9 protein-coding genes are annotated in these 12,425 nt (G+C 60.0%); 8 read left to right on the top strand and 1 reads right to left on the bottom strand.

The genetic code is table 11. The annotated features are described in order from the left end of the window. Positions 1-23: 23 nt before the first annotated feature. Positions 24-2,756 (bottom strand): bifunctional acetate--CoA ligase family protein/GNAT family N-acetyltransferase, encoded by a 2,733-nt coding sequence (locus HYPDE_RS02915; protein WP_015596848.1) that lies wholly within the window; start codon positions 2,754-2,756, stop codon positions 24-26. Between the two features lie 170 nt (positions 2,757-2,926). On the opposite strand from HYPDE_RS02915, the gene HYPDE_RS02910 reads away from it, so the two are divergent. The 8 genes from HYPDE_RS02910 to nirD all read left to right on the top strand — a co-directional run bounded on the left by HYPDE_RS02910 (position 2,927) and on the right by nirD (position 12,424). Continuing rightward, complete coding sequence (locus tag HYPDE_RS02910; protein WP_432263859.1) at positions 2,927-4,768, top strand: PHA/PHB synthase family protein; 1,842 nt, start codon at positions 2,927-2,929, stop codon at positions 4,766-4,768. Positions 4,769-4,855: 87 nt separating this feature from the next. Further along, positions 4,856-5,239 carry a phasin family protein gene (locus HYPDE_RS02905; RefSeq protein WP_015596846.1) on the top strand — a complete coding sequence of 128 codons (384 nt, stop codon included), beginning with the start codon at positions 4,856-4,858 and terminating at the stop codon, positions 5,237-5,239. An 18-nt stretch (positions 5,240-5,257) separates the two neighbouring features. Next, positions 5,258-5,998 (top strand): CBS domain-containing protein, encoded by a 741-nt coding sequence (locus HYPDE_RS02900; protein ID WP_015596845.1) that lies wholly within the window; start codon positions 5,258-5,260, stop codon positions 5,996-5,998. Between the two features lie 202 nt (positions 5,999-6,200). Next, on the top strand, positions 6,201-6,809 hold the full coding sequence (locus HYPDE_RS02895; protein ID WP_015596844.1) for an ANTAR domain-containing response regulator: 609 nt from the start codon (positions 6,201-6,203) through the stop codon (positions 6,807-6,809). Continuing rightward, positions 6,806-8,032: a CmpA/NrtA family ABC transporter substrate-binding protein gene (locus HYPDE_RS02890; protein ID WP_015596843.1), complete on the top strand. Its 1,227-nt coding sequence runs from the start codon at positions 6,806-6,808 to the stop codon at positions 8,030-8,032. Before HYPDE_RS02895 ends, HYPDE_RS02890 begins: the two co-directional genes overlap by 4 nt. Positions 8,033-8,313: 281 nt before the next feature. Next, positions 8,314-9,624 (top strand): MFS transporter, encoded by a 1,311-nt coding sequence (locus HYPDE_RS02885; RefSeq protein ID WP_015596842.1) that lies wholly within the window; start codon positions 8,314-8,316, stop codon positions 9,622-9,624. 18 nt (positions 9,625-9,642) lie between these two features. Continuing rightward, complete coding sequence (nirB, locus tag HYPDE_RS02880; RefSeq protein ID WP_015596841.1) at positions 9,643-12,093, top strand: nitrite reductase large subunit NirB; 2,451 nt, start codon at positions 9,643-9,645, stop codon at positions 12,091-12,093. A 4-nt stretch (positions 12,094-12,097) separates the two neighbouring features. Beyond that, positions 12,098-12,424 (top strand): nitrite reductase small subunit NirD, encoded by a 327-nt coding sequence (nirD, locus tag HYPDE_RS02875; protein WP_015596840.1) that lies wholly within the window; start codon positions 12,098-12,100, stop codon positions 12,422-12,424. Position 12,425: the final 1 nt, after the last annotated feature.

The following is a 12,425-nucleotide window of genomic DNA, read 5'->3' as shown; positions in this document are numbered from 1 at the left end:
TCGAGAGACCAGCGCCGAGCCCGTCAAATACCCCGCGACGTAGAACCGACGTCCACGCCATCCACAGTCGGCTTTCTTGCCATATTGGCCGGGCGCCATACGACCTCCCGAAGAGCGGCATCGCCTTCCACGTCCCTGGAAGCAAAACCGAGTTGGCGCGCCATATCGAGCATGTTTTTATTTTCGGCGTGAACGATACCCTCGACCTCCTCCACGCCTTCGCTTTGCGCATATTTAAGAAGAACCTCCATGAGCTGCCAGCCGATGCCCCGGCCCTGCATATCCGAGCGCACAAGAATGCCAAATTCGCCGTGCGTGAGATCGGGATCCAAGACGAGGCGAGACACGCCGAGCAGCTCTCCCGTTGGGTTATCGATTGCAACAAAGGCCATTTCCCTGGCGTAGTCGATCTGTGTCAGGTGGGCGATGAACGTATGAGGAAACGAACAGCGACCGGCAAAGAAGCGCAAACGGATGTCTCGGGGAGAAATGGCGGCGAAGAAGCGCACATACTTTGGCTCGTCGTCCGGACGGACCGGCCGCACCGTCATCTCGCCGCCGCCCGCGATCTGTGCGATCTGCTGAAGATGGGAAGGATACGGCCGGATAGCGAGAGGCATTCTTGGACTCGCCGCCTCACTCGCGAGCTTCATGCGGGCGTCGATGGCGATAACACCATTTTCGTCGACGAGCAGAGGATTGATATCCAATTCACGAATTTCGGGATGAGCGATGACGAGGTCGCTGGCGCGCACGAGGACTTCGACGAGATCGTCGAGTTTCGCAGCTGGGCGATCGCGGTATCCGCCGAGAAGCCGCGCGACGCGTGTTTCGGCGATCATCTGGCGTGCAAGAAGCGTGTCGAGCGGCGGCAACGCCAACGCAGTATCGCGCATGATCTCGACTGCCACGCCACCGGCTCCGAAAAGCATCATCGGCCCGAACGTCTGATCGACGTTCATCCCGACTATGATTTCAACCGCATGCGGCCTGCCGATCATCGGCTCTACGGTAAAACCGTCGATCCGCGCATCTGGATGCATGCTCTGGATACGGTTTATCATTTCATCGGCTGCGCGAGCGGCGGACTCCGGGCTTTCCAAGCCCAGCCGTACACCGCCGACATCCGACTTGTGTGAAATGTCCGGAGACGCGATCTTGACGGCGCACGCTCCCGAGCTGCTTAAGATATTGCTGGCGATCGTCCGGACGTCTGCCGCGTCGCGGGCGAAGACGGCGCGGTTGACCAGAATACCGTAAGCCGCAAGGATGGATTTGGTTTCGGGCGCCGACGCCACGCTGCGGCCGGATGCGAGAATTTTCTCGATATCGCGTGCTACGGATGCGGCGTCATAGATTCGCTCGGTGGCGACGCTGGGTGGCACCTCCATCAACTCGGCCTGCGCGCGCGCATACCCGACAAGTTGCATGAAGCCGGTAACAGCCTCCGAGGTCGTCTCGAATGTCGGAATTTTGTTTTGCGCAAAAATCTCCCGCGCATCCTTGACCGCCGCGCCGCCCAGCCAGCAGGTGAGCACCGGATTGCTCCTCACTCCGTCACTCGTCTTCGCAATTGTATCGACGACGGCTTTCGCCGCGTCCGTCGCAGAGACCGTCGCGGTCGGACAGTGGAGCACAAGCACGGCATCGGACTGCTCATCGCCGAGCAGAACGTGCAGCGCGTTCGCATAACGCGCTGTATCGGCGTCACCAATGATGTCGACCGGATTTCCGCGAGACCAAGTCGAGGGCAGCACCCGGTCGAGCGAGCCAAGCGTTCCGGATTCGAAGACAGCCAGCTTTCCGTCGAAGTCCTGCAACTCATCGGATGCGAGAACGCCCGCGCCGCCGCCGTTCGTCAGGATGGCGAGCCTTTCGCCGCCGAGCCGCGGGACGCGTGCAAGAGTCTCCGCGGCCGCGAAGAGATCGTCGAGCGTCTTCACTCGCAACAGGCCGGAGCGCCGGAAAGCGGCATTATAGGCTGCGTCCGATCCCGCCAGTGCTCCGGTATGAGATAGCGCAGCATGCGCGCCTCCAGCATGGCGCCCGCTTTTGACGACGATGACGGGCTTCAACCGCGCAGCCCTGCGAGCGGCCGACAAAAACTTGCGGGCGTGCGTAACGGCCTCGACATAGAGCAGAATGGCACGCGTTGATCTGTCGGTAGCGAGATGATCAAGCATATCGCCGAGATCGACGTCGGCCATTTCTCCAAGTGATACGACCTGCGAAAATCCGATGCCGCGTCCGGCCGCCCAATCGACGACTGCGGTAATGAGCGCGCCGGATTGCGATACGAATGCTAGATCGCCTGAAAGCGGCGCGCGAGATGCGAAGCTGGCATTGAGGCCGATCGGCGGTGCCATGAAGCCGATGCAGTTCGGCCCGAGGATACGCAGGCAATACGGCTGCGAGGCGCCAAGCATCTCCTTCGTGAGAGGGCCGAGACCTGCCGTCAGCACAATGGCCGCTCGCGTGCCCTTACGACCCAGTTCTCCGATCAAGCCAGGAACCGTCTGTGATGGTGTTGCGATCACCGCCATCTCCGGCGTTTCCTGAAGCTCGGCGACGGAGGCGGCACAAGGTCGGCCGTCGATCTCTCGATACTTCGGGTTGACGAGTTGGACGGTTCCGGCAAACCCACCCGTCAGCAAGTTGTGCATGACGGTCGAGCCGACTGAGCCCGGACGCGCACTCGCGCCTATGAGCGCAACCGAGCGCGGCGCCGTCAGATAATTCAAATTACGAACGGTCATTAGGCATCCTCGCAACGCCTTTTTCCAAATTATTTCATCATCTTTTCAGACCGACGACAAACTGATCCCGGTCAAGCTAAAAAGCCGCATACTGCGTTGAGTTGCATCAATGGCGGGTTAGCGGAAAATGAAATGGTCGCCTTTATCCCGGCAAGGAAATTGGAGGCCACGTGTTGGATGAGCCAATATATCCAGATCCCCCGCCGCTGCTTCTGGGTCTCGTCGAAAAAGGGCGCGGCGCCCCGACGCCGACACTTAATGCTGTTCCGTTAGCATTGTCCGATTTGGAATCGTCGAGACTTTCGGATCTCGACCGGCGCCTCAACTATCTTGTCGCTCGTACGACCACAGGGCTTTCACCCGCCGCCTGCGCCAACGCTTTCTTCGATTGGGGAATTCACCTGGCCGGCTCGCCCGGCCTGCAGCTTGAGCTGCTCGCGAAGGCATTCCACAATTGGCTACACCTTTGGCATTTCGCACAAGCGGCAACCTTCGACAACGCCAGAACCGCGCCCGCTGTAGATCCCCAATCACACGATAGGAGGTTCGCATCGGAACGGTGGAAGGATTATCCTTTCAATATTTTCGCACAAGCCTTCCTGCTGACAGAGAAATGGTGGCACCAAGCGGCAACAGCAGTGCGCGGCGTCGACCGACAAAATGCACGGCGCGTCGATTTCATGATCCGGCAGGCTCTCGATGTCTTCGCGCCGACAAACTTCGTGATGACGAACCCCGACGTGCTGGCGCAAACGACTGCAGAGTTTGGGTTCAATCTCATACATGGTTTTTGGAATTTCATCGACGATTTGACACGGTTCCAGGAGGGGGACGCTCCGGAAGGCGCCGAACAATTCACGGTCGGAGAGACTGTGGCGGTGACGCCGGGAAAGGTCGTCTTCCGCAACCATCTCATCGAGCTCATTCAATACGAGCCGCGCACCGCAAAGGTTCACAGCGAGCCCGTTCTCATCGTTCCTGCCTGGATCATGAAGTACTATATTCTCGATCTCAGACCCCAGAACTCACTGGTCAAGTATCTGACCGAGCAAGGGTTCACCGTATTCATCATCTCCTGGCACAATCCTGACGCCAGTGACCGCGAGACGAGCTTCGACGATTACCGCCGCCTTGGCGTAATGGCAGCGATCGACGCCGTCGGAAAAATTACGGGTGGCAAAAAAATTCACGCAACTGGCTATTGTCTTGGCGGGACGCTGCTGGCGACCGCAGCAAGCGCCATGGCCCTCGCCGACGATGATCGTATCCAGACTCTGACGTTCCTCGCGGCTCAGGCAGATTTCAGGGAGGCCGGCGAACTAACCCTCTTCATCGACGAAAGCCAGGTCGCACTTCTCGAAGACATGATGGCCGAGCAAGGCTTTCTCGACAGCGTACAGATGGCGGGTGCATTCCAGCTTCTTCGGTCCAACGATCTGATCTGGTCCCACGTCATCAACGACTATCTGCTTGGCAAGCGCAAACCTGTTTACGATCTCCTAGCGTGGAATGCCGACGCAACGCGCATGCCCTATCGTATGCATTCCGAATATCTGCGATCTCTGTTTCTGAACAACGATCTCGCGGAAGGTCGTTTCAAGGTCGACGGAAGAACGGTGACGTTGACTGATATGCGGGTTCCGATTTTTGCGGTCGGAACGGAGACGGATCACGTCGCGCCCTGGCGCTCAGTTTATAAATTCAATATTCTGACCGATACGGCCGTAACTTTCGTGCTAACGAGCGGCGGCCATAACGCCGGCATCGTCTCGCCGCCGGGACTCCCCGGCCGCAGCTATCGCATGGCGACAAAGGCCGCCGACGGTCCCTTCGTCGACCCTGATGAATGGCAGAAAACAGCGTCCAAGTTCGAGGGCTCTTGGTGGACCGCATGGTCGGAATGGCTTGCTGAGAAATCGTCGGAGTGGGTTGACCCGCCCCCAATGGGCACGCCGGAAGATATGCCGGCGGCGCTTGCAGAGGCACCGGGAACGTATGTTTTTCAACGCTGAACACTCGTCATATTGCAGATTGATCCTCATCAAGGCGCGTGCATTTCGCGGAGGGAGAATTTTAAAAGTCTTTCAGGAGTTCGAACGATGCTCGATTATCCAAGCAGAAATGGAAGCCATTGCAACTCGCGGGTGCCGGATCCAGGCGTCGCCTCGTTGACAAGCATCTGGTCGCCCGCAGCGACCTGCGCCGAAGCGTGGAACGCTGCAGTCTGCCAAGCTGGAGACGAAGTCGCCAAAAGTTGGGTGAAATTCGTTGGCGAGCGTCTCGCCAAAGACAGTACTTTCCCGCAACAATTCGCAGCATGCCGTAACCCAAGCGACATCTGCGATCTTTACGCGAAGTTCTGGCAGCAGATGGCGGGCGACTACGCTGCCGAATTTTCGAGCATTGCAAGCACCGGCTGGAAAGCCGCGAGAGCGTTTCTCGATGCGGCTGGCAATGGCAACAGTGCGTCCAAGACAAATTGAATTCTCTGGAGACCTGCTATGAGAGCCAGCGATATCATGACGACCGGCGTGGTCTCGACAACACCCGAGTGCCCGCTTTCTGAAGTGCTGCAGGTAATGCTCGAACGCCATATCAGCGGCCTGCCTGTCGTCAACGCAAGCGGCAAGCTGGTGGGCGTGATCACCGAAGGCGATTGTCTGCGCCGCGTAGAAACGGGCACGGAGATTAAACGGCCGTTATGGCGACAGCTCTTCACAGGTCCGGAAAAGCTCGCACAAGAATATATTCGTGCTCATGGCCGCAAGGTCTCCGAGGTGATGACGGCAGATCCTATTACGATCACCGAAGACACTGACGTTTCCGAGATCATCCACCTGATGGAGAAGAGCAGGATCAAGCGACTTCCCGTCATGAGAGGCGATGCAGTAGTCGGGATCGTCAGCCGCGCGAATGTCATTCGGGCATTGGCGGGCCTGCTGCGCGACGCGAGAGTGAGCGAAACCGATATCGAAATCCGCAATAATATTCTCGCGGAGTTCGGCAAGCTGCCCTGGGCTGCAAACGAGCTCGTCGATGTCACAGTAAAGGACGGCGTGGTCGACCTCTGGGGATCGTTTACGGCGTTCCGTCAGGACGAGGCTGCCGTCGTCGCCGCCGAGAATATCGCCGGCGTGAAGGAAGTGCGAAGCCATCTCGCCTGGGTCGACCCAATGTCCGGCATAACGGTCTACTCGCCCGATGAGAAAAATCCTTCGGCCGGCGCTCGCGCCGAGGCATGACGCGCACGGATAGGTGGGGGCCCCGGCCGATAATGGCGGCGCCATCCCTCTCGGCATGAAGCCGACAGCAATTTCGCTGAGCTAGATGTGCGGGTTAACGGCAATTGGCAGAGCATGCCGATCCCAGCTCGTGAGATCGACATTTGTTAGATCGTGATCTTTTGTGTTAATGGCTCCGCCGCCTCAGAGAGAGCGAGGGGGCATGCCCGGACCTGAGCCAACACTTTCAATCCTGATTATCGATGAGAACCGGCTTAGAGCCGTGGTCATCGAGGATGGGTTGCGCGACGCCGGCTATACCAACCTCACGATCGTTCACGACGTGGTTGGAATTGCGCGCCGTATCGCCGACGTCTCGCCCGATGTCATCGTCATCGACCTCGAGAACCCTAACCGCGACGTGCTCGAGAGCATGTTTCAGCTCTCGCGCGCCGTGAACCGGCCAATCGCCATGTTCGTCGATCGCTCAGATCATTCCGCGATCGAAGCCGCGGTCGAGGCCGGCGTTTCCGCATATGTCGTCGACGGCTTGAAACGCGAGCGCGTAAAGCCGATTCTCGATATGGCGATCAGCCGCTTCAACGCATTCGCACGCATGGCCCACGAATTGGAAGAGGCGCGCTCCCAGCTCGAGAGCAGGAAACTGGTCGATCGTGCCAAGGGCATCATCATGAAAACGCGCGGCCTGACGGAGGCAGAAGCCTACGCCTTGTTGCGCAAGACGGCCATGAACCAGAACCGCAAGATTTCCGAGATAGCCGAAGGCCTGATCATGGCCGCCGGTCTGCTGGCTCCGCCGGAGGACAAATGACAGACCGCAGACCATTCGAGATTGTCGCTGGTTTCATGCCCCTGCTCGACAGCGCCGTCCTCGTTGCCGCCAAAGAGAAAGGCTTCGCGGCCGGCGAAGGCGTCGATCTGACCCTCGTGCGTGAGACTTCCTGGGCCAACATCCGCGACCGCATGGCCGTCGGCCATTTCCAGGTGGCGCACATGCTGGCGCCCATGCCGATCGCGGCCAATCTCGGCCTCACCCCGTTCGCGGCCAAGACGATCGCACCCATCGCGCTCGGCCTCGGCGGAAACGCCATCACGGTTTCAGTTGCATTGTGGGAGCGAATGCTTGCCCACGACGCGAAGTCGGATCTCAACCCCGCAACTGCGGGCAAGGCGCTGCGCGCAACGATTGCCGAACGCAAGGCAGGCGATGGAGCGATTCGTTTCGCTGTCGTTCACCCGTTCTCCAGCCACAACTATGAACTGCGCTATTGGCTCGCCGCCTGCGGTATAGACCTCGAGAACGACATCGAAATCGTTTTTGTCCCGCCCCCGCTCATGGCGGATGCGCTTGCAGCCGGCACGATCGACGGCTATTGCGTGGGCGAGCCGTGGAACACCGCGGCAGCAAAGGCGGCACTCGGCCATATCGTGACGGTTAAGGCGGCACTATGGAGAGCGAGCCCTGAAAAGGTCCTGGGTGTAGCGGCGCAGTGGGCCGAGCGAGATCCGGATGCGCTGGCCGCACTGCTGCGTTCCTTGTGCCGCTCGGCGCAGTGGTGTGCCTCGCCGCAGAACCATCGCGAGCTTGCAGATATGTTGAGCGCGCGAGCTTTCGTCGATCGTTCGGCCGACTGGATAATGCACGGCCTCTCCGGCATGCTTGATGTCGGCGGTGGCGAAATCAGACGCGTTGAAGATTTTTTTGTTCCGTTCGCGCAAGCCGCCATGTTCCCCTGGAAGAGCCACGCGCTGTGGTTCTATTCGCAAATGGTGCGGTGGGGGCAGGTCGAGCACACACCCGAAAATGCAGCGATTGCCCGCGAGACCTATCGGCCCGACATCTATCGGAGTGCCCTGATGGCCCTCGGCGTCGCGTTCCCATCCGCGAATGCCAAGGTGGAAGGCGCGCTGACAACGCCAACTCCCGTAGGTTCGATGGGCGCGAGTCTGACCCTCGGGCCTGACGGCTTCTTCGACGGCGCGCTGTTCGATCCCGACCGTCTCGACGCCTACATCGAGGCGCAAAAACGATAATCGTCAGCCGGTTGCAGTGCACAAACTTTGTGCCGTCGGGTGCGCAGATTGTCCATTCTTTGGCCTTGCTGAGGCCCGGACGACACGGGTATCCATTCTCATGACAGGTTTGACCTAAGCAATGCTGCAGCGCCGAAGCAGGCAGCACGAAGCTCGGGACTAGTCGGCGCCCAACGACGGGCGCTCATCAGGCAAAGCCGCCGTTCAAGCCTCTGCGCATCCGTGCAGAGGTTTGACTGGCGGCTTTTTTTGTTTCTGCACGCGGAGCGGGAGATGGATCGATGACGGGTGACGATCACGCGGATCTTGGATTGGCGAGCGCCGAAAGCCGCGCACTCTGGGCGTCGACGCTCGCCTTCACCGTATGCTTCGCGGTGTGGACGATTTTTTCGATAGTCGGCGTGCGGATCAAGCAAGAGCTGGCATTGTCCGAAACCGAGTTTGGGCTGCTTGTCGGCACGCCCATCCTGACCGGATCGCTCTCGCGCATCTTCCTCGGCATCTGGACCGATCGCTTCGGCGGCCGCCTCGTCTTCACCATCATGATGCTCGCGACGAGCCTCGCGACCATCCTGCTCGCATTTGCCCACACGTATCCGCAAATCCTTCTTGCGGCGCTTGGTGTCGGTCTGGCGGGCGGGTCCTTCGCAGTCGGCGTCGCCTATGTCTCTCGCTTCTTTCCTCAGGGCCGTCAGGGCACGGCGCTCGGCATTTTCGGCGTCGGCAACGTCGGGGCGGCGGTGACGAAATTCGCCGCGCCCTTTGTACTGCTTGCCTGGGGCTGGCAGGCGGTGGCGCTCGTTTGGGCCGCAGCCCTGATCCTGATGGCGACGATCTTTTACATCTCGACCGTTGACGATCCGGTCATTATCGAGCGTCGCAGGACGGGCATTGCGGCCAAATCGTTCATGCTGGAACTTTCTCCCTTGCGCGACGCGCGGGTTTGGCGCTTCGCATCCTACTACTTCTTCGTATTTGGTGCGTTTGTCGCCCTCGCACTCTGGCTGCCGCGCTACCTCATCGGCGTCTACGGCTTCAACATTGAAACTGCAGGCCTTGTCGGCGCCCTTTATTCGATCCCGGCCAGCATTTTCCGCGCCTACGGCGGCATGCTCTCAGATCGCATCGGTGCCCGCACGGTGATGTATTGGAGCCTCGGCGTCTCGGCGGTTGCTACACTCATCCTGTCGCTGCCGCCGACCAGCTACGTCATGCGCGGTATCAACGGAGATATTTCCTCTCACTTCGAGATCGGTATCGGAACCTTCGTCGTCGCCGCCTTTGTACTCGGCTTTTTCATGAGCCTCGGCAAGGCTGCCGTCTTCAAGCACATCGCCTCCTACTATCCCGGCAGCGTCGGCGCCGTCGGCGGCGTGGTCGGAATGATCGGCGGCCTCGGTGGATTCGCTCTTCCCATCGCCTTCGGCGCGCTGAACGACCTCACGGGACTTTGGTCAAGCTGCTTCATGCTGCTGTTCGCAATCTCTGTCGGCCTGTTGTTCTGGATGGACGTTGCTGTCCGCCGCATGCGCGGCGCGCCAGCGTCAGTCTCGAAGGATCGCGCCAACACATCAGTCATCGCCGCCGAATAACTGGAAGGGGTCAAGCAAATGACCGAGAAACTCGTCATCATCGGTAACGGCATGGCGCCAGGGCGCATGCTCGAGCATCTGCTCGAAAATGCTCCGGACCGCTACGAGGTCACGATTTTCAACGCCGAGCCGCGCGTCAACTACGATCGCATCATGTTGTCTCCGGTGCTGTCCGGCGAGAAAGACTATGAGCAGATCATCATTCACGGCGACGGCTGGTACATCAAGAACGGGATCACCCTGTACAAGGGGCACAAGATCGTCGGCATAGACCGCGTCGCCAAAACCGTGACATCGGACAAAGGCGTGATGGCGGACTACGACAAACTCGTCATCGCAACCGGATCGGTGCCGTTTATCCTGCCGGTCCCCGGCAACAACCTCGCAGGCGTCCTCTCGTATCGTGATCTCGACGACGTCAACGCCATGCTACTCGCCGCCCAATCTCGATCCACGGCAGTGGTGATCGGCGGCGGTCTCCTGGGGCTGGAAGCGGCCGCAGGCCTTAAAGAGCGCGGCATGGATGTGACCGTGCTGCACCTCATGCCGACGCTGATGGAACGCCAGCTCGATCCAGCCGCCGGCTATATGCTGCAGCAGGAATTGGAGCAGCGCGGCATCAAGGTCATCACGAAAGCTTCGACCAAGGCCATTCTAGGAGACCGTAAAGTCGAAGGAGTAGCTCTCGCAGACGGTCGCGTGATCCCGGCAACGCTCGTGGTGATGGCCGCCGGGATCAAACCCAATGCTTGGCTCGCAGCTGAGGCGGGGCTTGCCACCAACCGAGGCATCCTCGTTGACGATCGGATGCAGACATCCGACCCGGACATCTTGGCGCTCGGTGAATGCGCGGAAGTCGGCGGACATGTCTACGGCCTCGTGGCACCCCTTTACGAAATGGCGCGCATCGCCGCCGCCAGGCTTGCCGGCGAAGACGGGCCGGGATTCGTCCACAACGACACCCCGACCAAGCTCAAGGTCACCGGGATTGATGTATTCTCGCTCGGCGATTTCGCGGACGGCGAGGATCGGCAGGAAATCGTACTGCGCGACGCCGCGGCAGGCGTCTACAAGCGCCTTGTTCTTAAGGAAAACCGCATTGTCGGCACGGTGCTCTACGGCGAGACCGCGGATGGCGCGTGGTTCAATGAACTGAAGAAGAAAGCGATCGACATCTCCGATATGCGCGACACGCTCATTTTCGGACAGGCCTACCAAGGCGGTTCCCCGTTGGACCCTATGGCGGCCGTTGCAGCATTGCCCGATGACGCAGAGATCTGCGGCTGCAACGGCGTGTGCAAGGGCAAGATCGTCGCCGCCATTCAAAGCAAGAAACTGACCTCGCTCGATGATGTGCGCGCCCACACCAAGGCGTCCGCATCGTGCGGCTCGTGCACCGGCCTTGTCGAACAGGTGCTGAAGCTGACGCTCGGCGATTCCTACGCCCCAGCCGCCGTGCAGCCGATGTGCTCTTGCACTTCCCTCGGCCATGACGACGTGCGCCGGCTGATCAAAGCCAAGGGCCTCAAGAGCGTTTACGCTGTCATGCAAGAGCTCGAATGGAAGACCTCGTGCGGCTGCGCCAAGTGCCGCCCTGCTCTCAACTACTATCTGGTCTGCGACTGGCCGGGCGAATACACCGATGATTACCAGTCTCGCTTCATCAACGAGCGTGTGCACGCCAACATTCAGAAGGATGGCACCTACTCCGTGGTGCCGCGCATGTGGGGAGGAGTGACGAGCGCGAAAGAGCTGCGGGCCATCGCCGATGTGGTGGACAAATTCCAGATCCCGACCGTCAAAGTCACAGGTGGCCAACGGATCGACATGCTGGGCGTGCGCAAGGAAGATCTGCCTGCGGTGTGGGCAGATCTCGGCAAAGCGGGGTTCGTCTCCGGCCATGCCTATGCCAAGGGTCTGCGTACCGTCAAAACCTGTGTCGGAAGCGAATGGTGTCGCTTCGGAACGCAGGATTCGACCGCGCTCGGCATCCGCATCGAAAAATTCATGTGGGGCTCTTGGACGCCAGCCAAGGTGAAGATGGCCGTGTCGGGATGTCCGCGTAATTGCGCCGAGGCAACCTGCAAGGACGTCGGTGTCGTGTGCGTCGACAGCGGATTTGAAATCCATTTCGCGGGGGCTGCCGGCCTCGACATCCGGGGCACCGAAGTCTTGGGTCTGGTGAAGACCGAGGACGAGGCACTCGAAGTCATCGTCGCGCTGACACAGATGTACCGCGAGCAGGCGCGATACCTCGAGCGCATCTACAAATGGGCCAAGCGCGTCGGGACCGACGAGATCCGAAAGCAAATACTTGCCGATGAGGAGCGCCGCCGCGCCTTCTTCGACCGCTTCGTCTACTCGCAGAAGTTCGCGCAAGTCGATCCGTGGTCCGAACGCGTCTCTGGATTACACAAACACGAGTTTCGTCCCCTCGCCACGGTCGGTCTTCCCCAGGCTGCGGAGTAAAACCATGCAGTGGATTGCCATCGGACACATCACTGATATCCCTCTGCGCGGCGCGCGATGTGTCGAGACCGCAGCGGGGCGCGTCGCTGTCTTTCGTACGGGGGACGGTCGCCTGTTCGCCATCGACGATCGCTGTCCGCATAAGGGCGGTCCCTTGAGCCAGGGCATCGTGCACGGCGCTTCGGTCACTTGCCCGCTCCATAACTGGGTGATCTCCCTGGAGAGCGGCAAAGCTCAAGGCGCGGACGAAGGTTGCGTCCGCACCGTACCCGTCAAATCAGAAAACGGCATCGTGTTCATCGCGTCGAATATCGCCGTCGAAGCCGCTTGAC

The sequence above is a fragment of the Hyphomicrobium denitrificans 1NES1 genome (genome assembly GCF_000230975.2).
In the GTDB taxonomy this organism is placed as follows: Bacteria; Pseudomonadota; Alphaproteobacteria; order Rhizobiales; family Hyphomicrobiaceae; genus Hyphomicrobium_B; species Hyphomicrobium_B denitrificans_A.
This window is presented reverse-complemented; position numbering and strand designations above follow the sequence as displayed.